Raw genomic sequence first — 24,653 nt, 5'->3', positions numbered from 1 at the left:
GTGTCGAGCCCTATCCTTGAAGCAAGGGGTCCCCCTTCGCGGCGGCGGGAGTGTGCGAGGTTCGGCGTTCGCAGTCGCACACGCGGGCGGGGTGGGGTCTGCGGGGGCGGGGTGGGGGCGCAGCGGGGATCATGCGCTGATGGTGACGTTGGACCGGTTGGTGAACGTGCTCGGCGGCTATGGCGTTCGGCTGTGCGGGTGCCGGGTGCCGCGCTCGACCGAGTTGCGGGGCGTGGTGGTGCACGACGCCGCCGACGACCGGGAGGTGTCGGGCGAGGTCTACCTGGCGGTGGGTGCCGGCACGGCCGCCGAGGCGGTGGGCTGGGCGGTCGCCGCCCGCGCCAGCGTCGTCCTGGTTCGGGGCGACGACCGCCTCGCGGCCGAGGCCGACGAACTCGGGGACGCCGAGGGGATCGCCGTGTTGGTGGTGGACCCGAGGGTGGCGTGGAGCGAGTTGGGCGGCGTGGTCTACGGCCTGGTGCTGGAGGGCCGCGAAACCGACTCCGGGCGGGGACCGACCGACCTGTTCGCCCTGGCCGACAGTCTCGCGTCGGCCATCGGCGGGGCGGTGGTGATCGAGGACCGGTCGGCCCGGCTGATGGCCTACTCCAGCCTGCGCGACCACGAGGCCGACCCCGCGAGGGTGGCGACGATCCTGGGCCGGCGCATCCCCCAGGACCTGCGGGAACTGCTGGCCGCGCGGGGGGTCGCCGCGCACCTGATGACCTCCGACGAGCCGTTGTTCGTGCCGGCGGTGCCCGAGCACGGGCTGAGCGCGCGGATGGTCGTCGCCGTGCGGGCGGGGCGGGAGCCGTTGGGGTCGGTGTGGGTGAGTTGCGCCGAGCCGCTGACCGGGGCGCCACGCGCCGCGCTGGTCGACGGCGCCCGGACGGTGGCGCTGCACCTGCTGCGGTCCCGGGCGAGCGCCGACCTCGAACGCCAGGTCGAGTCGGATCTGGTGATCCGCCTGCTGGAGGGCACCCCCGACGCCACCACGGTCGTCAGCCGCCTGGGCATGCCGCCCGGGCCGATGCGCCTCATCGCCGTGCGACCACACCTCGGCGACGAGCCGCACGCCGCACTGCTGCTGGCGTTCGAACTGGCCACCACCGGTTTCGGCTGGTCACGGCCGGGCCGCAGCGCCCTGCTCGGCGTCACCCTCTACACCCTGCTCCCCGGCGAGAACGCCGACACCGCCCGCCGCTGGGTGTACGCACTCCAGGCGGCGCTGCCCCCCACGGCGACCGTCCACGCCGGCATCGCCGCCGCCGCGACCCCCGGCGAACTCCCCGCGGCCCGCCAGGAGTCCGACGAGTGCCTCGCCCTCCACGAAACCCGCCCCGGCCCGCCCCCCACCTACGACGAGTCCTGGCACGACATCCTCCTGCAACGCCTCCGCGCCGCCGCCAGGGCCGGCCGCGTCCCCGCCCGAGGCCCGGTCGCCGAACTCCGCCGCCACGACCGCGAACACGGCACCGTCTACATCGACACCCTGAGCGCCTGGCTCGCGGCCCAGGGCGACCTCACCGCCGCCGGCGAACGCCTGGGCGTTCACCAGAACACGATCCGCAACCGCCTGCGCCGCATGTCCGAACTCACCGCCATCGACCTGTCCGACCCCGACAAGCGTTTCGCCACCGCCATCGACCTGGCCGCCACCGAAGGCCTGAACCCCCGGTGACCACACCCCTGTGTCCGGCCACGGGGCCGAGCGCAGGCCCTCCCACGCCCCACGCCTCCACCCCACCAGCCACGACCCCGGGCCGGGGCGAGGCACAGGAGCAACGACCACCAGCCCCACACCCATGGTCACGGTCCGAGATCGCCCACTGTAGGAAGCCCACACCTCACCCACCCCCAATTGTGGCTTCCGAACAACCCTCCGCCTCGGTTCCCACGCCATCCTGGCCTTCAAGGTGCGGCTTCCTGGAGGTGGCGGAGAGATGGTCGGCATCGGGCGCGGTGGAGACGTGCCTCAGTCGGCGGTCGTGGTCGGTGCGGGCATCGTGGGGCTGTCGACAGCCTGGTTCCTGCAGGAACGCGGCGTCGAGGTGTCCGTGGTGGACCGTTCGGGCGTGGCGGCGGGTGCCTCCTGGGGCAACGCCGGCTGGATCGCCCCGGGACTGGCCATTCCGCTCAACGAGCCGTCCGTGCTGCGCTACGGGTTGAAGTCGATGTTCAGCCCGTCGGCGCCGCTGCACATTCCGCTGCGGCCAGATCCGAAGCTGATCGCGTTCCTGACCCGGTTCGCCGCGCACTGCCGGTGGCCGGCGTGGGCGCGGGCGGTGCGCGCGAACCTTCCGCTCAACGACGAGAGTGTCGAGGCCTACGACGTCCTGACCGGCAACGGCGTGCAGGCCGTCACCGTCGACGCCCCGATCACGGCGGCGTTCGAGAACACACACCGCGCCCAGGGTCTGCTGCGCGAGTTGCAGCGGATGGCCGAACAGGGCCAGCCGGTCGTCCACCAGACGGTCACCGGCGACGAGTTGCGTGCGCTGGTGCCGTTGGCGTCCTCGACGTTGACCGCCGGTGTCCGGGTCGACGGGCAGCGTTACGTCGACCCCGGCTCGTTCGTGCGCGCGTTGGGTCAGGCGGTCGTCGAGCGGGGCGCCACGGTGCACACCTTCGAGGTCGATGACGTTCGCGCCGGCCAGCGCGGGGTGACCGTGCACGGCCCGCGTGACCAGGTTCTTTCCGCCGATGTCGCGGTGTTGGCGACGGGGGCGTGGCTGACTGGGCTGGCGCGGCGGTTCGGTGTGCGGACACCGGTGCGCGCCGGGCGGGGCTACTCGTTCACGGTGCCGGTCGACCGCCCGGTGCCCGGTCCGATCTACCTGCCGGACGTGCGGGTGGCGTGCACGCCCTATCACGGCGGCCTGCGGGTCGCCGGGACGATGGAGTTCCGTGACCCGGACAGCCCGGCGGTTCCGGCGCGGCTGGCGGCGGTCATCGAATCGGTGCGGCCGCTGTTGGACGGCGTGCGCTGGTCGGAGCGGCGTGACGTGTGGGTCGGCCCGCGGCCGGTGACGCCGGACGGGCGTCCACTGGTCGGCGCGGCCGGTGCGCCCGGGGTGTTCGTCGCCGGCGGGCACGGCATGTGGGGCCTGGCGCAGGGCCCGGTCACCGGCCGGCTGCTGGCCGAGCGGATCACCACCGGCAAGCAGCCGGACGCCCTGCGCGACCTCGACCCCCTGCGCTGACGCGCTAGTTACCCGTGACGGAGGACCGACGATGACCCGTACCCGTGTCTGGTTGACACCCCAGGCCCACCAGCGGCTGCGGGCCGAACTGGCCGCGCTGCGCTCCACCCGCACCCCCGGCGACCTGGAGCGGGACGCACGCATCCGCGAGATCCAGGAGCTGGTGGCGAACGCCGTCGTCGGCCAGGACCCGCCCGACGACGGCGTCGCCGAACCCGGCATGGTGCTGACCGTGCGTTACGACGACGACTCGGACACCGAGACGTTCCTGTTGGGGGTGCGCGGCGCGGAGGACGCCGACCTCGGACATCTGGACATCGAGGTCTACTCCCCCAGCTCCCCGCTCGGCACCGCACTGACCGGCGCCCGCCGGGGCGAACGGCGTTCCTACCAGATCCCGAGCGGTGCGACCGTCGAGGTCACACTGGTCGACGCGGTGCCGTTCAGCCACCACCGGGGAGCCTAGAATCGGGCCATGGACGACGAAGCCGGCGGCGACCCCGCGTGCTGGCTGTCCCGGGTGTGCCCGGAGTGCGGGCTGCTGATCGAGGGACCTCTGCCGGCCACGTGCGAACGGTGCGGGGCCTTGGTGGAGGCTGAGTAACCGTTCGCCTCGGTGGCACCGCGCCTCGGTCGCGGCGCGGCCGAACCGTGCACCACCGGGCCAGCCGGTCCCGCCGCCGACCGGCCGACCGCTCCAGCGGCCCCACGACGACCGCACCCCCTCGCCTCCAACCGCACCCCGAGTTGTCCACAGGCCAGCCTGCGCAGGCCCTCCCCCACCTGCCAGCCGGATAGAATGGCGCTGAGGGGTGCCCCCGGAGCGGGTGGGGGATGTGGGGTGTCGGATTTTGCGGTGGCTTTGCGGCTCTGACCGGCGGAGGGGCTGCCGCCCGCCCCCGGCCCCGGCGGTGACGGCGTCGCGTTCAGTGCGTGTCCGGGGCTGCGGAAAGCATGCGGGTGGCGGCCTCCGCCGCGGTCATTCCGGCGATGATGCCCAGCTTCTCGGCGACGGGGTTCACCTCGCCGATCACGCCGGTTCGGTAGGTGCTCCGGCCGTCCCCGACGGCGGCGGTGGATCCGTCCACGACGGCCGAGGGGATTCCTCGTTCGGCCAGGCGGTCCATCCCCCGGACGGCTGACCGCTCCAGTGGCTGACCGGCGTCGTTGGTGATGGTCCCGCGTACCGCGTATCCCTCCAGATAGTCCGCCATGGCCACGCCGGAATGCGACCCCATACAGATCACCGCGCCGTTGATCCGCTCGTCGCCGTGGGCGATCGTGTCCAACGCGATGACCCGCCCGCCGGAACCCTCGTGCATCACGTGCTGCACCCGCTTGACCTGGAACGGTCCCAGCACCCCGGTGGCCAGCAGTTCGGCCGCCTGCCGGGCGGGCATGCCCGCGACGACTCCCAGTGACGACGCGGCCTCGTTCGTGGCCAGGATCAACCCCTGCGAGTACATCGCCATCCCGTCCGCGATGGGCGCCGTGCGGCCGTCGACGGCGGCGGCGGGCACCCCGGCCCGGTCCAGCACCGGCAGCCCCGAGATCCCGCCGTCGTCCAGCCCTGGCCCGGCGGCGTGACCGATCACGCCACGCAACCGCAGGTGCAGCACCAACTCCACGGCACACGCCGCGCTGTGGGAGCCGGCCACCACCACGTCCAGCGGCGTCAGCCGATGGTCGACGTGCCCCATCGAGTCCATGCACACGATCCGCGAACCGTCCCGCTCCCACACGACCGTGTGGGGCGCACTGCCGTCACTCAACGCCATGCCACGCCACTCCTTCGGGCTTCGGTATCCCCAACGATGGTATACGGGATACCGCGAATGTTACGCTCGACCGAGTACGGAAAGGACGGTGCGGTGAGCTACCAGGACATCACCTACGTGACCGCGAACCACGTCGCGACGATCACCATCAACCGACCGGAGAAGCGCAACGCCTTCCGCGAGGAGACGCTCGACGAGCTGATCGAGGCGTTCCGCGAGGCCGAGGCCGACTCCGCCATCGGCGTCATCGTGCTCACCGGCGCCGGGGACAAGGCCTTCTGCTCCGGCGGCGACATCGCCTGGGAGCACGCCTCCACCCCCGCCGGCGCCCACCAGCTCGCCCGACGCACCACCATGCTCGCGATGATCATCCGGGGTTGCGGCAAACCGGTGATCGCCCGCGTGCACGGGTTCGCCGTCGGCGGCGGCAACGAACTCCAGCTGCTGTGCGACCTCACCGTCGCCACCGAGGACTCGAAGTTCGGCCAGTCCGGGCCGAAGATGGGCAGCGTCCCGATCTGGTGGGGCACCCAGCTGCTCCCCCGGCTCGTCGGCGAGAAACGCGCCCGCGAGGTCGTCATGCTCTGCAAGCAGTACACCGCCCAGGAAGCCCTGGACATGGACTGGATCAACCGGGTCGTGCCCGCCGACCAGCTCGACGACGCCGTCGCCGAGTGGTGCGACACGCTGCTCGGGATGAGCCCGCAGGCCCTGCGCGTCGCGAAACTCTCGCTCAACTTCGAGTCCGACCAGCTGTGGCCCTCGGTCCTGCACGGCTACCAGATGATCTCCTTCATCCACGGCACCGAGGAGTTCCACGAGGGCACCTCCGCGTTCCTGGAGAAGCGCCCGGCCGACTTCTCCCGCTTCCGCTGATGACCCCCGAGGAACTCACGGCACGGCTGGCCATCCCCGCCAACGAGGGCCACGACCGGCGCACGACCCTGGCCGACGCGGTCGCCACGCACGTCCGCCCGCACGACACCGTGCACGTCGCCTACGCCGACGCCCGGCCCAACGCCGCGCTGCACCAGATCGTGCGGCGCTTCGCCGGCACCGACCCCGGCCTGACGATCGTCACCGCCGGGCTGGTCAGCAGCCAGCACGCGCTGCTGGAAACCGGTGTCGTGCGCAAGGTGATCGCCTCGTTCGCCGGGGAGAACCTGCCGACCCCGCGCCCCAACCGCGCCTTCCAGCGAGCGGTCGCCGAGGGCCGGGTCGAGCTGGAGAACTGGTCACTGTGGAGCCTCACCGCGCGGCTGGTCGCCGGGGCGCTGGGCGTGCCGCACTTCCCGATCCGCTCGCTGGCCGGCAGCGGCATGGCCGACGAACTGCGCGGCGGCCCCTACACCGAACTGCCCGACGGCACCGGCACGGTCACCGCGCTGCGCCCGGACGTCGTGGTGCTCCAGGCACTGGCGGCCGACGCGGCCGGCAACGTCGTGCTCTCCGCGCCCTACGGCGAGGGCCTGTGGGGCGCGCTCGCGGCGAAACGCGGCGTGATCGTGTGCGCGGAACGGGTGGTGCCGACCGCGATGATCCGCGAACACGCCTCGCTCACCCGCATCCCGGCGCACGCGGTGCTCGCCGTCTGCGAGGTGCCGTTCGGCTCGCACCCCTACGGCTCGTACAACCCGGGGTTCCCCGGCGTCGAGGACTACGTGGAGGACGAGGAGTTCGTGCGGGACGTGTTCACCGCGTCGCGCACCCCAGAGGGGTTCCGGACGTGGATCGACGAGTGGCTGCTTGGCACCGCCGACCACGACGCCTACCTGGCCAAACTCGGCGACCGGCGGCTCGCGGCGTTACGGGAGGCGGCCGACCCGTCGTCCTGGCTGGACAGCCCGGTGCCCGCCCCCGACGGGCACACCGCGACCGAGGCCATGGTCGTCACGGCCGCGCGCCGGATCGCCGGGCGGGTGCGTGAGGGCGGGCACCACGCCGTGCTGGCCGGGGTCGGGCAGGCGAACCTGGCGTCGTGGCTGGCCGTCACCGACCTGAAGGCCGCCGGCGTCGAGGTGGAGCTGATGGCCGAGATCGGCATGTTCGGCTACCGCCCGCGCGCCGGGGAACCGTTCATCTTCGCCAAACGCAACCTGCCGACCTGCAAGCTGCTGACCGACGTGATGACGGTGCTCGGCGCGCTGGTCGCCGGCCCGAGGACCCGCTCGTTCGGGGCGATCGGCGCCGCGCAGATCGACCAGGACGGCAACACCAACTCCACCTGGGGCGACGACGGCCGGTTCCTGGTCGGCTCCGGCGGCGCCAACGACGTCGCCACCGCCGACGAGGTGCTGGTGACCGTCGACCACAAGCGGTCACGTCTGGTGCGGCAGGTCCCGTTCGTGACGTGTCCCGGGCGGGCGGTGCGCACCGTGGTGACGTCGGCGGCGGTGTTCGAACGCGACCGCGACCGGTACGTGCTGACCTCCGTGCTGGGCGAGGGCGCCGAGTCGGACCTGGTCAGGGCGGCGCGCGCGGAGTGCGACTGGGAGTTCGACGTGGCGCGCGGGTTGGTCAGGGAACCGGCGCCGACCGGTGAGGAGCTGGGGACGCTGCGGGCCTTCGACCCGGCCCGACGTTTCCTGAAATGACGTTTCCCGAAATGACGGAGTGGAGGTTGTGATGAACTGGCGTGACGAGGTGGCGCGGCGCGACCCGGCCGGCCACGACGCGATGGTCGCCTACATCGGGCACGTGACCGGCCGCGACGAGATCCCGCAGCGGTACCGGGAGCTGATCCTGTTCGCGGTGTCTGCCGGCCTGCGGTTCGCCCCGAGCATGCGCTCCCACGGCGCCAAGGCCCTCGAATCCGGCGCGACCCGGGAGGAGCTGGTCCAGGCGTTGCAGCTGGCCGGCCTGTCCGGCGGGTTCACCTGCCTCATCGAGGGGATGGCGGTCCTCGCCGAGCTGGACCAGGCATGATCGCCGTCCGTTGCCGCCCGAACGGTCGCCGGTATACCGTGGATCCGTACACCAGGCGCGGAACGTGGGGATGATGGACGCGACCACCTCGATCGACGACGGCGCCGGCTCGGTCCGGCTGGAACGGGCGACACTGGGCTCCCAGATCGCCGACGTGATCCGCCGAGAGATCATCTTCGGCCGGCTCAAACCAGGCGAACGCCTCGGCCAGCGGGACCTGTGCGAACGCTTCGGCACCAGCCGCATGCCCGTCCGCGACGCCCTGCGCCAACTCATGTACGAAGGCTTCGTCGCCTCCGACGGCGGAAGACACCTGGTGGTCCTGCGGATGCGCCGCGAGGACATCCGCGACACCTACGAGATCGAAGGCATGCTGCACGGCCTGGCCACCCGCCGCGTCGCCACGAACGCCACCCCCGCCCAACAGGCAGAACTGCGCGACTTCCACGAACGGATGCTGGTCGCCCCCGACCAACTGGCCGTCATGGCCGACCTCAACTGGCGGTTCCACCGCCGAATCAACCAACTGGCCGACTCCCAGAAACTGATCGCCGCCCTACGCGCCCTCGCCCTCCAGATCCCCCGCGACTACCTCGTCGAGTTCCCCGAATGGGCAACCCGCGCGAACACCGAACACGCCGAGATCCTGGACGCCGTCCGGCGTCGCCGGGGCCCCAAGGCGGAGTCGTTGATGCGGGACCACGTGCTGGCCGCCGGCGAGGACCTGATCCGCTTCCTGGAATCCTCCGGCGTCGACCTGGACTGAACCGTCCCCCAGCTCCAACCACACCACGACTTGTCCACAGCCCCACCACCAAACCCCCAACCACCCCCCAACATCGAATAGAATGGCCTGAGGGGGTGCCCCCGGAGCGGGTGGGGTTTGTTACCGCGCGTTGGCTCATCAGCCAGGACGAGGGCTCAAGCCAGACTGGGCTCGCTCGCCGGATCGACGGCTCGGCCGGCCCAAAGACCCAGCCAGACCGAGGCTCGCTCGCCGAACCGACGGCTCAGCCAGACCAAAGACCCAGCCAGACCGAGGCTCGCTCGCCGAACCGACGGCTCAGCCAGACCAAAGACCCAGCCAGACCGAGGCTCGCCCGCCGAACCGACGGCTCAGCCGGCCCAAAGACCCAGCCAGACCGAGGCTCGCTCGCCGAACCGACGGCTCAGCCAGACCAAAGACCCAGCCAGACCGAGGCTCGCTCGCCGAACCGACGGCTCAGCCAGACCAAAGACCCAGCCAGACCGAGGCTCGCCCACCAGACCAAAGACTCGACGGCCAGACCGAACGGCCAGACCGAAGACCCAGCAGACCGAAGGCTCGGCCGGACCGAAGAACCAGCCCGACAGAAGGCCCAGCGGCCAGACCAAGTGCTCAAGCCAGCACGAGGGCTCAAGCCAGGCCGAGGGCTCGCGACCAGCCCGAATCGGGTCGTGGGCACGGTCCGGGCTCGGCCCCCGCCCAGCCCGGCGCGTCAGGCTGGCGATTCTCCCAGTCGGTCCCGAGCCAGGTCGGCGAGTTCGCCGGTGCGGATCTTGCCGGACGGGGTGCGGGGCAGGTCGTCGGCCGCGACCAGCCACACCTGTCTCGGCTGTTTCTGGCTGGACACCCGTTCGCGCATGAACGTCAGCACCGTGTCGGCCGTCAGGTCCCCGTCCGGCACGACGAACGCGACCGGCACGTTGCCCAGCCGCGTGTCCGGCACACCGACGACGAACGCGGCCGCCACCCCGGGGCATTCCTGGAGGTGCCGCTCGACCTCCGCCGGGTACACGTTGAACCCGCCCACGGTGATCATGTTCTTGCGTCGACCGACGAAGTACAGGTAGCCGTCCTCGTCGAAGCGGCCCAGGTCGCCGGAACGGAACCAGCCCGACGGGGTGATCGCCGCCGACGTGGCCTCCGGACTCGCCAGGTATCCCTTGCCGACGCACGAACCGGGTGTCACGTCGCCGAACCAGATCTCGCCGACCACCCCGGCCGGCTGCGTGTGCCCGGTCTCCGGGTCGACGACCCGCACGTCCGCGCTGGGCAGCGGCCTGCCGACGGAGTCCAGCCGGCGCTCCAGCGGATCCCGCGCGCTGGACACAGTGGACAGACCGCCGCATTCGCTCATGCCGTAGGCCTGCATGGCGTTGGGTGCCAGTTCGTCGACGACCCGGCGCATCAGGTCCGGGTCGACCGCCGAGCCGGCGACGTGCGCGGACCGCACGGTCGACGTGTCGGTGTTCGTGAAGTCCTTGTGGGACAACAGCATTCGGAACATCTCCGGCGCGCCGGGGACGTAGGTCACGCCCCGGCCGGCGATGAGCGCGAGGCTGGCGGCGGCGTCGAAGGTCCTGGTGACCTCCAGGCGACAGCCGTTGTACAGGGCCAGACCGTTGGTGTACAGGCAGCCGAAGTTGGTGAACATCGGCACGTGTCCGAGGATCACGTCCCCGCTGCCGAGTCCGGCCAGCTCGCTCCAGTGGGTGATCGTCGCGAGGTTGTTGCTGTGCAGGGAAAGTCCGGCCTTGGGCAGGCCGGTCGTGCCCGAGGTGTACATGATGTTCATGACGTCGGTCGGTGCGATCCGGGCGGCGATCCGGTCCAGGCCGTCGCGTTCGACCGGGCCGCCGGACAGGTCGGCCAGCGTCACCACGCCGGGCAGGTCCAGTGGCTCGACCGACACCACCAGGCGCAGGTCGGGCAGGCCGTCGCCGTCGAGCAGCCGGTGCAGGATCGGCAGCGGGTCGGTCTTGCCGGCGAAGTCGGTGGAGGTGAACAGCACGGTCGCCCGCGACTCGACCAGCGCGTGCCGCAGCTCCACCTCACGGTAGTAGGAGTACAGCGGCAGCAGCGCACAGCCAACGCGGTAGGTCGCCCACTGGGCCAGCAGGAAGTCCAGACCGTTGGTCATCCACACGGCCAGCGTCTGGCCGGGCCGCACCCCGCGCGCCAGCAGCGCGCTGGCCAGCTCGTCGACCTCGCGGCGCAGCTGACCATAGGTCAGCTCGCGCTCCCCCGCCGCCGCGTACACCGCGTCCGCGTGCTCCTCGGTCCTCGCGCGGAACAGCTCGACCCAGTTCACGCCGCGTCCTCCAGCACCGGATCGGACACGACCGCCACGCACGCCAGCGAACCCGGCCCGCCCAGAGCGTGCGCCAGGCCGCGTCGCGCGCCGGGCACCTGACGTTCGCCCGCCCTGCCCCACAGCTGGTCGCACACGTCCACCACCATCCGCACGCCGGTCGCGCCGATCGGATGCCCGCACGCCTTCAGGCCACCGGACGTGTTCACCGGCAGCACCCCGCCAGGACCGGTGGCGCCGGACAGCACCAGGTCACGGCCCTCACCGGCGCCGCACAGGCCGAGGTCCTCGTAGTTGACGATCTCGGTGATGGTGAAGCAGTCGTGCAGTTCGACCACGTCCAGCTGGTCGATCGGCGCGCTCACCCCGGCGGCGGCGTAGGCGGCGCGCGCGGCGTTGCGGGTCGACTCGAAACCGAGCATGTCGAAACGCGCGGACAGGTTCGCGGTGAAGTAGCCCAGGTCGTTGGACATCGCGATGCCGCTGATCGTGGCCCGCCGCCGGCCGCGCGCGTCCTCGGCGCGCACCAGGACCAGCGCGGCCGCACCGTCGGTGGTCGGGCAGGCGTCGAACAGGCCGATCGGGCCGGCGAGGCGGGGCGCGGCCTCCACCTGGGCGCCGGTCACCGCCGAACGGAAGTGTGCGCGGGGGTTCGCGGCGCCGAAGGCGTGGTTCTTCGTGGCCACCGCGGTCATCGCCGGACGCACCTCCCCGTACACCGCGCGGTAACGCTCGGCGACGATGCCGAAGATCCCCGGCGCGGTGCGGCCCTTGCTCAGGACCGGGTGTCCCCGGTCGACGTGCTGCATGACCAGGCTGCCGCGCGGGCCGACATCACGCATCTTCTCCGCGCCGACGACCAACGCCACGTCGCAGGTGCGTCCGCGCAGCGCGGCGACCGCCTGGCGGAGGGCGTCCAGACCGGACGCGCAGTACGCGGCGACCCGGCTGACCGGCCGGTTGTGCATGGCCAGCGGCTCGGCCAGGGACGTGCCGGCGTTGCCCTCGTCGGAGTAGGTGTAGGCGAACGCGGTGCCCAGCCACGCGGCGTCGACGTCGTCGAGGGTCAGGCCGGCGTCGGCCAGGGCCGAGGTGGTCGCGTCCCTGGCCAGGTCGGCGAAGCCGAGGTCGAAGAACTCGCCGAACGGGGTACTGGCCGCGCCGAGCACCACCACGTCGTCGGTCATGGGAGTACCGCCTTCCAGAAGTAGTGCGGGAGGTCGCCGCCGTCGTGGAGGCGGCGCAGGGCGAGGGTGACGCGGTCGTCGACCTCGGCCCAGCGCGACGAGCCGGCGGCGAGCTGGCCGAAGAACCGGCCGCCGCCGTCGAGGTCGACGACCACCATCTGCACGTCGCGGTCGGGGGCGGCGAACAGGCGGTCGAGGTTGTGGCTGACGACCGTGCCGGTGCGGGCCAGTTCGGTGGGCGCCAGGTCGGTGCCGCCGCACAGGTCGCAGGTGTGCCGGGGTGGGAACGCGACGTCGGCGCAGGTGGCGCAGCGGGTGCCGGTCAGCCCGACCAGCGCGGGGGCCTCGCGGCGCAGCTTGGCCGGGGAGGTCCACATCGCACTGTCGGAGGTGGACAGCGTGCGGGTCCACAGGCGGTAGCCGTACTCGTCGAGCGAGGCGCGGGCCTCGATGCGGACGGTCTCGGCGATGTCCGGGCCGGCGCGCAGCAGCAGCGCGTCGCCACCCCAGCCGAGTTCGAGCACCGCGACCAGCGAGCCGGGGCCGGCGGCCACCAGCCGTTCGAACGCGGTGCGCAGGGTGGCGGCGGCCAGGCGCCCGGCGGCGTACTCGGGGCCGGCGGTCCACACGGCCGGCACCTGCCAGCGGGCCGCCCAGCGCGGGGCGCGGACCGGGACGCACGCGGAGAGCACGACCCCGGCGAGGTCGTCGCGGGTGCGGCCGGCGCGTTTGACCAGGCGGTCGAGGAGTTCGCCGCCGTCGGTGGCGAGCAGCGTCTCCTCGACGAACCGCGGGTCGGGCGGGCCGGTCGGTTCGGTGTCGCGCCACCGGTCGTAGGCCAGCACCGGCAGGGTTTCGACGGCCAGGATCTCGGCGGCGCGGCCGGTGCCCAGGCGCAGGGCCAGGGCGCCGTCGGGGCTGGGCGGGTCGGCCGGGTCGGCGGGCCGGCCGTGGTCGGCGAGGACGGCGACGCCGCCGGGCGCGGCGGTCAGCGCGGCGGTGGCGCCGGTGCGCGCCGAGAGCGGCAGGACCGCGCTGGGTGTCCGCAGTGGACCGGAGGTGGCGAGGTGGGCGGCGACGGCGCGGGGTTCCAGGTCGCCGCCGGGGACGCGCAGCACCAGCGGCGCCTCGGTGACGTCCAGGTGGCGCAGGGCCTCCCAGGCCATGGTCAGCCCGTCCTCGTCCGGTGCGGCCAGCGGCAGTTCTGGCGGGACGGCCAGTTCGGCGGCGAGTCCCTGGTTGAGCCGATAGCCCGGCAGGTACGCGCTGACCGAGTCGATCCCGATGGTGGGCATGGTGTCCTCCGAGGTCGCGGGCTCGTCGACGTAGTATTGCGCATCGCTACAAATACGGTATACCGTAGCCCCAGCAGTTGTCAGGAGGATCACTCCGGCACTGAGGTCACCGTCGACGAGGAGGTGTGGCGTGACCGAGGAACGACATGTCGTGGTCAGCCAGACTCCCCCCGACCGCGCGATCGCGATGGACTCGATCACCCACGCGAACGACCACTTCGGACCGGGCGACGTCCTCATCGGCGCCAGCTTCGCCGGCATCGTCGCGGTCCAGTTCGCCGCGCGCTACCGGCCCAAGGCCGTGATCGCCCACGACTGCGGCATCGGCCGCGACGGCGCCGGTGTCACCGGGCTGTGGTTCCTCGACGGCGCCGGCATCCCGGCCGCCGCGATCGACACCCGCAGCGCCCGGATCGCCGACGGCGTCGACATGTGGGAGCGTGGCGTCATCTCGGTCACCAACCACTGGGCCGACGTGCTCGGCGTGCTGCCCGGTGACACCGTGCCCGACGCCGTGACCAAGTTGTTCGCCTGGGACGGATCCCCGTGGACGGACGACCAGCCACGCGAACGGCGTACCGTCGTGTACGAAGTAGACGGACGGACGGTCGCCGCGATGGACAGCATCCGCTTCGCACTCCCCCAGGACCGGGGCAACGTCGTCTGTGTCGGCTCGCACGGCGGGCGCACGGCGGCGGCCTACGCCCTGGAGGCCGCGCCGGCCGGCTTCATCAGCTCGGACGGCGGGGTCGGCCGGGAGCACAGCGGGGTGGCAGGGCTCGAGATCCTCGAGCGGGCAGGCATTCCCGGAGCCTGCGTGTCGGTGGCCAGCGCCCGCATCGGGGACGGCGCGAGCACCTATCACGACGGCGTCGTGTCGTTCGTCAACCGGCCGGCCGCAGCGCTCGGTGTCAAGGTGGGCGACCCGGCGACCGCGGCCGCCGCGGCGATGCTGCGCGGCTGACGAACCCCCTCCTCAGCGATGAGATTCTCCCGAGAGGACCCGACATGACGGTGGACGCTGTCTCGTCGAAGGCCGGCGGCCCCAGCCGCAACATCAAACGCGCCCCGCTCGCCGCGATCATGGTGGGCAGCGCGATCGAGTGGTACGACTTCTACGTGTTCGGCACGGCCGCGGCGCTGGTGTTCAGCAAGGTGTTCTTCCCGTCGGCGTCCGACGCGCAGGGCATCATGCTGTCGTTCGCGACGTTCGGGGTCGCGTTCATCGCGCGCCCGTTCGGCGGGATCGTGCTGGGTCACCTGGGTGACCGCATCGGCCGCAAGAACGTCCTGCTCGCCACGTTGATCATGATGGGTACGGCCACGGTGGCGATCGGGCTGATCCCAAGCTATTCGAGTATTGGTGTGCTGGCGCCGATCCTGCTGATCGTGTGCCGGTTCGTGCAGGGCATCGGGGCCAGCGGCGAGTGGGCCGGGGCGGCGCTGATCGCGTTGGAGAGCGCGTCGAACAAGAAGCGGGCGTGGTACGGCAGCCTGCCCAACGTCGGTGTGCCGATCGGGTTGTTGCTCTCGTCGGTGGTGTCGCTGATCTTCTACGCGTTGCCGGAGGAGCAGTTGCTGTCGTGGGGGTGGCGGGTGCCGTTCCTGATCAGCTTCGTGTTCGTGTTCGTCGGCGTGTACATCCGGCGTGGGCTGGCCGAGACCGAGGACTTCACCCAGGTCCGCTCGGACAAGCAGGTGCGCCAGTTCCCGCTGGGCGAGGTGCTGCGCAAGTACTGGAAGCAGTCACTGATCGTGTTCTTCGCCCAGGGCAGCCTGACCGTGGTGTTCTTCGTCGGCGCGACGTACATGCTCAGCTACGCGACGAAGCAGGCCGGGTTCAGCCAGACCGAGGCGCTGCTGGCGGTGATCCTGGCCGCCGCCGTGATGATCGTGACGATCCCGACGGTGGGCCGGTGGGCCGACAGTTTCGGGTACCGCAACGGTTTCCTGGTGTCCTGCGTGATCTCGATCCCGATCTTCGCGGTGATCTTCCCGCTGGTCGACTCGGGCAACGTGGCGTTGCTGCTGCTCGGGCTGGGCGTCCTGTTCGGACTGACCGCCGGCATCGGCTTCGGCGCCCAGGCGTCGTTCTTCGGTGTCCTGTTCCCGGCCAGCGTCCGGTACACCGGGATGACGTTCGGCTTCCAGCTCTCCGGCGCGGTGTTCGGCGGCCCGCTGCCGCTGGTGGCCAGCGCCCTGATCACCGCGAACGACGGCAGCCCGTGGGTGCTGGTGCTGTGCATCGGTCTGGTGGCCGTGGTCGGGACCGTCGCCACCCTGTGCGCCCCGCGCCGGGAGGTCGACGCCTGGTAGGCGCGCCTCCCGGCGTGGGTCACCACTCTCAGGCGGCCCGGACGGTCGACAGTGCGGCCGACCAGCTCACGACCTGGTCGAACAGGTCGTCGAGCAGTGGACGGTGGTGCGCCTGCGGCGCCAGGACCTGGAAGTTCTCGTAGTCGGTGTACAGCGACAGGGCCACCTGGGAGCGGACGGTGGCCAGCTGGACCTCGGCCGCGACCAGGCGCAGGTGCTCCACCGCCCGCACGCCGCCGGTGACTCCGTAGCTGACGAACCCGGCGGCCTTGTTGTTCCACTCGGCGTACAGGTAGTCGATGGAGTTCTCGAGCACCCCCGGCACCGAGTGGTTGTACTCCGGCGTGACGAAGACAAACCCGTCAAACCGGTCGACGACGGCGGCCCACCGCCGGGTGTGCTCGTGGGCGTACTGGCCCCCGGAGGCCGGCACCGGCTCGTCCAGGTGCGGCAACACGTGATCGGCGAGGTCGACGACCTCGAACTTCGCGTCGCCACGACGCGAGGCGTGCTCGAACACCCAGTCCGCGACGGCGCGGCTGTATCGGCCCGGCCGCGTACTTCCCACGACAATGGCGATACTGGTCATGTGGTTCCTCCCAAGCATGAGAACAACGGATTCACGACTCCCAACACCGCCGCGAGGCACTCCATGCCGAATCCGCCACCCGCACTTCACAGTGCGTTACGCACCTCAGGGGAAGAATTGCCCCACCAGCCCCTCTGCGTCACCGAGGATTCGCGCCAACACACCCGAGACCTCCTCCGCCGGGTGGGCGACACGTGGTCACTGGTAGTCGTGTCCCAACTGGTGGACGGCCCCCGCCGCTTCACAGAGCTGATGCGCGCCCTCCCGGACATCTCCCACCGCATGCTCGCCAAGACCCTCCGGACCCTGAACAGGGACGGCCTGGTCTCCCGAACCTCCTACCCGGAAGTCCCGCCACGCGTCGAGTACGACCTGACCCCGCTGGGCCACACCCTCCTCATCCCCCTCAACACCCTCACCACCTGGGCCGAAACCCACAGCTCAGAAATGGAGGACAACCGCACCCGGTTCGACCAGGCCCAGGAAAACAAACACAAACCCCACGGTCCACTCTGACCACAATCAGCGAATCCCGGCCTCACCAGCGGACGCAAAAAAGTCACCCCTTACGCGCCACACCAGCCCAGATGACAGCCTTGGCCCCTTCCGGCAACCCAATCAACGGCGCGGTGGGCCCGGTATCCTCCGGCCGCCAATCCACAGCCGAGGTCCACCCCGGCGAGACATCCCGCCAATCCCCCCGCAACGCCTGAATCCCGGCGCGTGAACGCCAACTCACGGCCCCGCCGCCCGACTGGTCGTACACCACCTTCAACCCGTCCAAGGTCCGTCGAACGGCCCGGGGAACCCCGTCCCCGGTCACATGCGAGATGGCCACGCACGACCCCAGTGGCAGAAGCTCCCGCAGTTTGGCCACCGAGTCGGCCCCGACGTCGTTGCCCTTGGCGTCCCGCTGTTCAAGATGAAGAAACCCCACCAGAAGCAAACCGATCGGTCTGCTTCTGTCCAGCAGATCAGTCTCCAGCGCCTGCGCCCACAGATCCTCCGGATCCCGCAGGTCGGCCTGGACCATGGCGTGCCGCCGCCGGTCCCCACCCTCGGCGAGGATCAACTGCCCGTACGCGGCGGCCACCGGATCATTGTCGACATAGACGACCCGCGCGTCCGGCCGGACCCCGCAGTGCACCGCCCAGTCGTCGGCGATCTCGTGGGTGGCGCCGGCGCTGGGCACCCCGGAGCCGACGTCGAGGAACTGGGTCACCCCGTGGCGCAGCAGGTACCCGACCGCGCGGTTGAGGAACAGCCGGTGCACGAACGCGATGCGCCGCATGAGGGGGAAGCGGTCGAGCACCCGGTCACCGAAGGACCGGTCGACCTCCCAGTTGGTGGTGCCACCCAGGTAGTAGTCGTAGACCCGCGCGACGCTGGGCGTCTCCAGCCGAACGTCGACTGGAGGCAGTAAACCAGCCGGTCGATGCGACACGATGTTGCGCCTCCCCGAGCTGCCGAGAGTGACAACGCCGAATGCTACCTCAATTTCGGTTCGGCGCTGGGACGAAAATTCAGCGAGCCTGCCCGAACCGTGCGATGTCATGAATGAATTTCTTGCTGTCCTCCTCGTCGAGGGCGACGCGGCGCATCTTCTCCCACTGCGTTTCGAATGTGTCCGCCGTCGGTTGCCGGTGGAGTTTTCCGTACCGGTCGTTGGGCAGGTACACAACGTTCTTGCGGGCGTCGGCGAACTTGAGGACTGTCATGTTGTTGAAGTGGGCGAGGTCGGCGTCGAAGGTGACGACCTGGACCGACAGCTGCGGGTATTTCTCGACCAGGGTCAGCAGGTGGCGGGCCTGCTCCTGGCGCAGTTCGAGCGTGCCGCCCGGGATCCGGTAGAGGGAGGACTCGCTGAGCAGCTGGAAGTAGCGCGGCGGGCGTTCGCGACTGAGCAGCCGCTCGCGCTGGCGCTTCTCGGCGAGCAGGCGGGCCTCGCTGGTGACGATGCCGGCCTTGGCGCTCTGCACGAGCATGTACTGGTCGGCCTGGAGTTGGCGGGGGATGCCCTCGCCGTAGGCGGAGCGGATCTCGAGGGCGTCCTTCTCGGCCTGCTTCATCGCCATGAAGTCGCGGTTGGGCGAGGCATGGTCGTCGGCGTCGTCGACATCGGGTGGGGTGGCCATCGAGTCGAGGTGGCCGCGAAGCTCCGGTTCCGGCTGGTAGAGGTCGAGCAGTTCCTCCAGCCGGTCCCGGGGAATCTCCTGCCGCGCGGTCTCGAACCGCGACACCTTCGCCTGACTGATCCCGAGCCGATCGGCGACCTCCTCCTGGTTGAGCCCGGCGGCGGTGCGCGCCGCCTTGAGTGCGACACCGAGATCGAGGTCACGCTGAGTAGGCTGGAACGCCACGAGCCGGCTCCTATTGCTCACTCGTTAGGGTGGTCTTTGTCCGGCTGAGACTATGACAAGCCTGCTGTTTTGTCTCCTTCGACTCGCCCAGGGGAGCCATGCTCACTCGATTCGGACAGAGTCGATCAGGCGACAAGATCACTCTCGGTGGTGGAGCCCGTCAAGCAGCAATGTCCAACTGTCCCGGCAGAAGCGCAGTTCGGTGCCCTTGCGGTCCTTGGAGTCCCGAAGCCGGACGCCGTCCGGTCGACTCCAGATCTCGACACACTCGTCTTCCGGTACAGAGACGCTGGAGCGCCGCCAACCATCGCTGGTGCGACCGGTCGAGCTGGTTCTCATCTCCTGGGTTCTCATACTCACGCTCTTTCCTGCCGACAATTGACCAGAATATGCTGACCCGTTGAATATTCAGCTCGCAAGCCCTTCTGATTGCCAGAACCTGGTCAGTAACTGGCCGCCCCACCCCCGAGTACCACACGTGAACCGCCAGTCACATCTCCCCACGTGCTGTTCAAGAAACTCTTACCGAACCCCGCCGCCTCTCAATAGACCCCACCACCGCAACCAACGCCCACGTCCCGTACTCCGACTGGCTCAGTCCCTGCCCAACAGGCAGCCGAACCCACCCCCTGCGCCCCACCGCGACGCCCCGCTCCCCCACCGGCCCGCCCGGCTGTCCGCTCGTCGCCCACCACCCTTCGCACCGCCCGCGAAGCGACACAAAGCCGACCCACCAACCACCCGTAACGGACATAACCCGTCGTCTCTGAGAAGTCCGCACGCCCCGGCCTCCCCGCGCCGGGACGTCGACACCGATCCCCCGCCGGCGACGTCACCGAAGCGCTTGACCAGGTCCCGCGCGTGGGCCAGTGAGCCGTTGTCAGCGGCGCCTCCCGCTGACCTGGTGTTTCGGCGCCCAGGTGGGACAAGATCCGTGGCTCGACCAGAACGCCCGGAGGCGACCCGTCAGCCAGGAAGGGCCGTCGGCTCGTCGGTCGGCAGACGCTGGGACAGGTCAGCCTCCGGGGCGTCCAGGTCGACGAGGATCTCCCGAGCCTCGGCCAGAAGCTCCCGGCCGACCTCCGGGCGGCCGAGGACCACCCACAGGTCGCCGAGCCGGCCGAGGAGTTTCGCCACGCCCCGGCGGTCGCCGAGTTCGCGGCTGATGGCCAGGGCCTGCTGGTAGCTGTCGCGGGCACGCTGCGGTCGGGCGGTGTCCCGGTACAGGTCGCCGAGGCTGCACAGGGTGAACCGTTGGGCGGGCCGGTCGCCGGTGTCGTGCTGGATGTCCAGCGCCGCGCTCATCCGTTCCAACGCGGCGTCGTAGCGGCCGAGTTCCCGGTAGGCGTCACCGAGGTTGCTCAGCGCGATGCTCTCACCGTGCCGGTTGCCGGCCTCGCGGAACAGCGGCACGGCGTTGCGGTAGCAGTCCGCCGCCGCCTCGTAGTCCTGGTCGTTGTCGTAGGCGACGCCGAGGTTGTTGAAGTTCCACGCCGCGCCGACGATGTCACCGATCTCGCCGAACAGGGACACCCCGGCACGGTGGCAGCCGATCGCGTCAGTCAGCCGGCCGAGGTCGCTGTAGACCACGCCCAGCCCGTTGAGCACCCGCGCCATGCCGGCGGTGTCGCCCGCCCGGTCGGCGGACGCCAGCGCCACCAGATGGGTCGCGACCCAGTCGTCCCAGTGTTTACGCAGGTACAGGAAGCTCAGCATCGCGCACGGCAGCTTCCAGGCGATGGTGTGCTCACCCCGCTCCGCCGCGACCCGCACCACCGCGACCAGGTTGCCGCGCTCGGCCTCACACCAGGTCAGGGCCTCGGCGTACGAGCCGAGGTCCGGCAGGTGCGCGGGCGCCCGCCCCGGGTCGAGCGGCACCGGCCGGCCGTCGGGGTTGAGCCGGCGGCTCGCGGCCGCCGCCGCGTGCAGGTACCAGTCGAGCAGCCGGCGCACCGCGGCCTGCCTGTCCACATCGGACTCTTCGGTGTGCGTTCGGCTCCTCGCGTAGAGCCGGACCAGGTCGTGCAGCCGATAACGCCCCGGCGCCACCTCGTGCAGCAGGTGCTCCTCGCACAGCATCTCCAGGATCGCGTCGGCCGCCACCGGCGACAGGTCGGCGAGCGCGGCGACCGAGTCGGCGGTGAAGTCGTCGGCCGGGTGCAGCCCGAGCAACCGGAACACCCAGCGCGTCGCCGGCTCCAACGCCCGGTACGACAGGTCGAACACCGCCCGGACCGCCCGCGAACGGCCGTGCAGCTGGTCAAGCCGCCCCGTGCTGGCCTCCAGTCTCCCGCCCAGGTCACCGACCGTCCATGTGGAACGGTTGTGCAACCGTTGCGCGGCGATGGTCACCGCCAGCGGCAGATGCCCGCACAGGCTCACGACCCTGGCCGCCACCGCCGGCTCGGCCGCCACCCGCGACTCGCCGGCGATCCTGGCGAACAACGCCACCGCCTCGGTGGTGCTGAACAGGTCCAGACGCACCAACCCCGCCCCGTCCAGGTCCGGCAGGGTCCGGCGCGACGTGACCAGCACCAGGCACCCGGCCGTCCCCGGTAACAGCGGCCGCACCTGCGCCTCGTCGACAGCGTTGTCCAGCAGCACCAACGCCTTGCGCCCAGCGAGCCGGTCGCGGTAGAGCGCCGCCCGCTCCTCCACGCCGTCGGGAATCTGGTCGCGCGGCACACCGAGGAGCTTCAGGAAACGCTCCAACAGCCCAGCCGGCTCCACCGGCGGCGACTCCGGGTCGAACCCGCGCAGGTCCGCCCACAGCTGCACGTCGCCGTAGCGCCCGCGCCGCACCAGCTCGTGCGCGGCGTGCACCGCGAAACGGGTCTTGCCGACGCCCGCCATGCCCTCGATCACACAGATCGCCACCGACTCGACGTCCGCGCGATCAACCTGCCTGTACAGCGTCTCCAGAGTTGCCTCCCTTCCCGTGAAGTCGGCGATGTCCATCGGTAACTGGTGGTGGGCACTGACGGTGACCACCGGCGCCGGTTCGGCCGCCACCTCGGCCTGACCGCCAGCGAGCACCGTCTGCTGAGCAGCCCGCAACCGCTCACCAGGCTCGATGCCCAGCTCCCCGACCAGCCGCGCACGCGCCTGGGCGAACACGTCCAACGCCTCGGCCTGCCGCCCGGTCCCGTGCAGCGCCAGCATCAGCAGAGCCGCCAGCTCTTCCCTGGTCGGGTGCTCGTCGACCAGTTGCCGCAGCTCAGCGACCGCCGAATCGTGCCGACCCAGCTCGATACGCGCCCTCGCCAAGCCCTCCGCCGCCGTGAGGTGCCGTTCCTCCAGCCGGGTGCGCTCGGCCCGCAGCACCGGACCAGGCTCCAGGTTCTCGAACGGCCGGCCGTGCCACAGATCCAGCGCGGCCGCGAACGCAGCCGCCGCCCCGAACCAGTCGCCGCCGCCCGACGCGTCCCGCCCGTGTTCGACGTGCTCCTCGAACTCGGCCAGGTCCAGCTCGCCCGGGTGCACGGTGAGCTGGTAGCCACGCCGGCGCGTGACCAGCCGCTCGGCGTCGGGATCGACCTCGGCGAGCTGACGACGGATCTTGGCCACGTAGGTCCGCACGTTCGACTCCGCGGCCACCGGCGGAACGTCCCAGACCGCCTCGCACAGGTGTGCCAGGCTGACCGTGTCGTTCGCGCCGATCAGCAGGGTCGCCAGCACGGCATGCTGGCGAGGCCCGCCGAGATCGATGGTCCGCCCGCCGCCGCGCACCTCGAGAGGGCCAAGCAGGCGGTACCTCATCCGCTCCACCCGCCTCTGACGGTCCTGGACGCCGGCTGGCTCCCCCGGTCGACCGACCCGCGTCACCGCGAGTGGCGAGCCGGCCTACCGACAGTACCTGGCCGTTCGCGGGGCCGGCCAGGTCAGCCGTCGGTCCAGGGGCGCAGCTTCTCCGGGTTGAGCACCGCCCACAGGTGCCGGATCCGGCCGTCGACGATGTCGAAGGCCATCACCACACCGGTCACGCCGTCCAGCTGGCCGATCAACCCCGGCTGGCCGTTGACCGTGCGCTCCAGGACCGTCAGGTGGTCGCCCCGGCTGGCGATCTCGACCAGCGCCCTGGCGACCTCCACGCCACCGACCACCGGAGTGATCTTGGCCGTGACCAGGCCACCGCCGTCGCTGATCGCGGTCACCCCCGGGTCCAGCAGGCCGATCAGTGCCTCGATGTCCTTGGCCTGCCAGGCCTGCTTGAAGTCCCGAACGATGCCGGCCTGCTCCGCGGTCGGCGTGACCATGGCGCGGTTGTCCCGCACCCGCCGACGCGCCGAGGAAGCCAGCTGACGGCAGGCGGCCGGGGTCCGACCCACGATCTCGGCGACCTCGTTGAACGAGAACCGGAACACGTCGTGCAACACGAACGCCACCCGCTCGGCCGGGGTCATCGACTCCAGCACCACCAGGAACGCCATGTTGACCGACTCGTCCAGCGTGACCCGGTCGGCGGGGTCGGTGGTGACCGAGCCGGCGCGCCCGCTGGTCCACTCGGTGCCCTCCGGTAACGGCTCGGGGATCCACTCGCCCACGTAGCGTTCCCGCCGCGCCCGCGCCGACCCGAGCAGGTCCAGGCAGATGCGACTGGCCACGGTCGTCAGCCAGGCGCCGGGTAACTCGATGTCCCGCCGCTGGTCAGGGGTGAGCGTGTACCAGCGGGCATAGGTCTCCTGGACGACGTCCTCGGCCTCGGACAGCGACCCGAGCAGCCGGTAGGCGACGTTGATCAGCTGCCGGCGTTCGCTCATGATCGCGTCCAGGCTCGGTCCCTGCGCCGGCTCTGGTCGGGTGTTCATGGTCTTCCCCTCGGTCTCGTCCATCGTCACCGAGTAGACGACTCAGCGCGGTCAAACGTGAGGTCGATCCTCACATCTCACGTTTCACAACCCTGCGTCGTCTACATGGCGAGCAACCACACACCCTTCGAACGAACTGGGACGAACATGAACATCGCGCTGTGGATCGTCGCCGGCCTGATGGCGGCGACCTTCCTCGCCAGTGGCGTGCAGAAGATGGTCCAGTCCAGGAAGAAGCTGATCGACGGCGGCTACGGCTGGGCGGAGGACCTCAGCGACGGCTCGGTCCGGGCGATCGGCCTGCTGGAGGTACTGGGCGCGATCGGCCTGGTCTTACCCGCGCTGCTGGACATCGCCCCCGTCCTGGTGCCGGTCGCCGCCACCGGGCTCGTGCTGCTGATGGGCGGCGCGATCGTGACCCACCTGCGCCGCAAGGAGGCCAACGCGATCGCGGTGCCGCTGACCCTTCTCGTCCTTGTCGCGTTCGTCGCCGTCGGCCGTTTCGGCCTCGAACCGTTCACCAACTGACCCACAGGGGACAACCACGATGTTCGACCTGCAGACCCTCACCGACCACGTCGAGATCAACGCGCTGGTGGGCGAGTTCACCGACGCGGGCATGATGCGCGACTACGACCGGTGGGCGTCGCTGTTCACCGCGGACGCGCGCTGGCAGATCGCCCCCGGCGCACTCGAGTTCACCGGCCGCGAGGCCATCCGCGCCGGCATGGAGCGCCTCCAGGGCAACTGGGAGTTCTTCGTCCAGCAGGTGCACCCCGGCTGGATCAGCATCGACGGCGACACCGCGACAGGTCGGGTCTACACCGAGGAGTTGGGCCGCTTCACCGACGGGAGCTCACACGCCAACTACGCCATTTACCACGACAAGTTCCGCCGAACCCCCGACGGCTGGAAGTTCACCGAACGCGTCTACGAGTTCCGCTACCGCGATGACTCCGCACTGCCCGGAACGGCCGCGCCACGGTCGTAGCCGCCCGGCCTGTGCCCGGTGTGCCCGACCGGCCGCCGGTCGGGGTGAACCGGCACGGGCGCGCAGTGACCGGCGCCGCCGGGCCGCCGGGCTGGCGGGCTGGCGGGCTGGCGGGCTGGCGGGCTGG

Annotated in this window: 22 protein-coding genes; 12 read left to right on the top strand and 10 right to left on the bottom strand. The window is 71.0% G+C overall.

All coding sequences use genetic code 11. The features are described 5' to 3' along the window. The first annotated feature begins 139 nt into the window (after window positions 1-139). The 3 genes from BLA60_RS37595 (at window position 140) to BLA60_RS37585 (ending at window position 3,669) form a co-directional block, all read left to right on the top strand. Window positions 140-1,681: a PucR family transcriptional regulator gene (locus tag BLA60_RS37595; RefSeq protein ID WP_075137852.1), complete on the top strand. Its 1,542-nt coding sequence runs from the start codon at window positions 140-142 to the stop codon at window positions 1,679-1,681. A gap of 262 nt (window positions 1,682-1,943) precedes the next feature. After that, window positions 1,944-3,203 (top strand): NAD(P)/FAD-dependent oxidoreductase, encoded by a 1,260-nt coding sequence (locus tag BLA60_RS37590; RefSeq protein ID WP_075137851.1) that lies wholly within the window; start codon window positions 1,944-1,946, stop codon window positions 3,201-3,203. A 31-nt stretch (window positions 3,204-3,234) separates the two neighbouring features. Then, window positions 3,235-3,669 (top strand): GreA/GreB family elongation factor, encoded by a 435-nt coding sequence (locus tag BLA60_RS37585; protein WP_075137850.1) that lies wholly within the window; start codon window positions 3,235-3,237, stop codon window positions 3,667-3,669. Between the two features lie 460 nt (window positions 3,670-4,129). On the opposite strand, the gene BLA60_RS37580 is transcribed toward BLA60_RS37585, so the two are convergent. Continuing rightward, window positions 4,130-4,981, bottom strand: coding sequence for a hypothetical protein (locus BLA60_RS37580; RefSeq protein WP_075137849.1), 852 nt, complete (start codon window positions 4,979-4,981; stop codon window positions 4,130-4,132). Window positions 4,982-5,038: 57 nt separating this feature from the next. On the opposite strand from BLA60_RS37580, the gene BLA60_RS37575 reads away from it, so the two are divergent. From BLA60_RS37575 to BLA60_RS37560, 4 genes are all read left to right on the top strand, one after another. Continuing rightward, window positions 5,039-5,857 (top strand): enoyl-CoA hydratase-related protein, encoded by an 819-nt coding sequence (locus BLA60_RS37575; RefSeq protein ID WP_211288988.1) that lies wholly within the window; start codon window positions 5,039-5,041, stop codon window positions 5,855-5,857. After that, window positions 5,857-7,575: a CoA-transferase gene (locus tag BLA60_RS37570; RefSeq protein WP_075137848.1), complete on the top strand. Its 1,719-nt coding sequence runs from the start codon at window positions 5,857-5,859 to the stop codon at window positions 7,573-7,575. The genes BLA60_RS37575 and BLA60_RS37570 overlap by 1 nt, the downstream gene beginning before the upstream one ends. Before the next feature lie 31 nt (window positions 7,576-7,606). Beyond that, a complete protein-coding gene (locus BLA60_RS37565; protein ID WP_075137847.1) occupies window positions 7,607-7,906 on the top strand; it encodes a carboxymuconolactone decarboxylase family protein in 300 nt (99 codons plus the stop codon). A 73-nt stretch (window positions 7,907-7,979) separates the two neighbouring features. Then, window positions 7,980-8,672, top strand: a complete 693-nt coding sequence (locus tag BLA60_RS37560) for a GntR family transcriptional regulator (protein ID WP_075137908.1) — start codon at window positions 7,980-7,982, stop codon at window positions 8,670-8,672. A 712-nt stretch (window positions 8,673-9,384) separates the two neighbouring features. Here BLA60_RS37560 and BLA60_RS37555 read toward each other — a convergent pair. Genes BLA60_RS37555 through BLA60_RS37545 form a run of 3 tightly spaced genes read right to left on the bottom strand, consistent with a single transcriptional unit; the run spans window position 9,385 to window position 13,462 of the window. Beyond that, window positions 9,385-10,980 (bottom strand): class I adenylate-forming enzyme family protein, encoded by a 1,596-nt coding sequence (locus BLA60_RS37555; RefSeq protein WP_075137846.1) that lies wholly within the window; start codon window positions 10,978-10,980, stop codon window positions 9,385-9,387. Beyond that, complete coding sequence (locus tag BLA60_RS37550; RefSeq protein WP_075137845.1) at window positions 10,977-12,167, bottom strand: thiolase C-terminal domain-containing protein; 1,191 nt, start codon at window positions 12,165-12,167, stop codon at window positions 10,977-10,979. Before BLA60_RS37550 ends, BLA60_RS37555 begins: the two co-directional genes overlap by 4 nt. Continuing rightward, a complete protein-coding gene (locus tag BLA60_RS37545) occupies window positions 12,164-13,462 on the bottom strand; it encodes a Zn-ribbon domain-containing OB-fold protein (RefSeq protein WP_075137844.1) in 1,299 nt (432 codons plus the stop codon). The genes BLA60_RS37550 and BLA60_RS37545 overlap by 4 nt, the downstream gene beginning before the upstream one ends. Window positions 13,463-13,592: 130 nt before the next feature. Between BLA60_RS37545 and BLA60_RS37540 the strand changes: the two genes are divergently transcribed. Further along, on the top strand, window positions 13,593-14,426 hold the full coding sequence (locus tag BLA60_RS37540) for a hypothetical protein (RefSeq protein WP_075137843.1): 834 nt from the start codon (window positions 13,593-13,595) through the stop codon (window positions 14,424-14,426). Window positions 14,427-14,470: 44 nt separating this feature from the next. Continuing rightward, entirely contained in the window at window positions 14,471-15,778 is a 1,308-nt protein-coding gene (locus tag BLA60_RS37535; RefSeq protein ID WP_075137842.1) for an MFS transporter, read from the top strand. Between the two features lie 28 nt (window positions 15,779-15,806). Here the strand turns inward: BLA60_RS37535 and BLA60_RS37530 are convergent, their stop codons facing one another. Further along, a complete protein-coding gene (locus BLA60_RS37530; RefSeq protein ID WP_075137841.1) occupies window positions 15,807-16,367 on the bottom strand; it encodes an NADPH-dependent FMN reductase in 561 nt (186 codons plus the stop codon). Between the two features lie 63 nt (window positions 16,368-16,430). Between BLA60_RS37530 and BLA60_RS37525 the strand changes: the two genes are divergently transcribed. Then, entirely contained in the window at window positions 16,431-16,883 is a 453-nt protein-coding gene (locus tag BLA60_RS37525) for a winged helix-turn-helix transcriptional regulator (RefSeq protein ID WP_084735956.1), read from the top strand. Between the two features lie 43 nt (window positions 16,884-16,926). Here the strand turns inward: BLA60_RS37525 and BLA60_RS37520 are convergent, their stop codons facing one another. The 5 genes from BLA60_RS37520 to sigJ form a co-directional block, all read right to left on the bottom strand. Continuing rightward, on the bottom strand, window positions 16,927-17,811 hold the full coding sequence (locus BLA60_RS37520; protein ID WP_075137907.1) for an SAM-dependent methyltransferase: 885 nt from the start codon (window positions 17,809-17,811) through the stop codon (window positions 16,927-16,929). A 79-nt stretch (window positions 17,812-17,890) separates the two neighbouring features. Further along, the gene (locus BLA60_RS37515) at window positions 17,891-18,727 is read right to left on the bottom strand and encodes a helix-turn-helix domain-containing protein (RefSeq protein ID WP_075137839.1); all 837 of its coding nucleotides are present in this window, start codon (window positions 18,725-18,727) and stop codon (window positions 17,891-17,893) included. A gap of 138 nt (window positions 18,728-18,865) precedes the next feature. Next, window positions 18,866-19,066 (bottom strand): DUF397 domain-containing protein, encoded by a 201-nt coding sequence (locus BLA60_RS46600; protein WP_075137906.1) that lies wholly within the window; start codon window positions 19,064-19,066, stop codon window positions 18,866-18,868. Between the two features lie 627 nt (window positions 19,067-19,693). After that, window positions 19,694-22,486 (bottom strand): AfsR/SARP family transcriptional regulator, encoded by a 2,793-nt coding sequence (locus BLA60_RS37505; RefSeq protein ID WP_084735949.1) that lies wholly within the window; start codon window positions 22,484-22,486, stop codon window positions 19,694-19,696. Window positions 22,487-22,608: 122 nt separating this feature from the next. After that, window positions 22,609-23,535 carry an RNA polymerase sigma factor SigJ gene (gene sigJ, locus BLA60_RS37500; protein ID WP_075137905.1) on the bottom strand — a complete coding sequence of 309 codons (927 nt, stop codon included), beginning with the start codon at window positions 23,533-23,535 and terminating at the stop codon, window positions 22,609-22,611. A 147-nt stretch (window positions 23,536-23,682) separates the two neighbouring features. On the opposite strand from sigJ, the gene BLA60_RS37495 reads away from it, so the two are divergent. Next, window positions 23,683-24,063 (top strand): DoxX family protein, encoded by a 381-nt coding sequence (locus BLA60_RS37495; RefSeq protein WP_075137837.1) that lies wholly within the window; start codon window positions 23,683-23,685, stop codon window positions 24,061-24,063. A gap of 19 nt (window positions 24,064-24,082) precedes the next feature. Beyond that, the gene (locus BLA60_RS37490; protein ID WP_075137836.1) at window positions 24,083-24,526 is read left to right on the top strand and encodes a nuclear transport factor 2 family protein; all 444 of its coding nucleotides are present in this window, start codon (window positions 24,083-24,085) and stop codon (window positions 24,524-24,526) included. Window positions 24,527-24,653 lie beyond the last annotated feature (127 nt).

The organism is Actinophytocola xinjiangensis (assembly GCF_001921215.1).
GTDB lineage: Bacteria > Actinomycetota > Actinomycetes > Mycobacteriales > Pseudonocardiaceae > Actinophytocola > Actinophytocola xinjiangensis.
The sequence above is the reverse complement of the archived record's forward strand: the minus strand, read 5'-3'. Positions and strand labels throughout refer to the sequence as shown.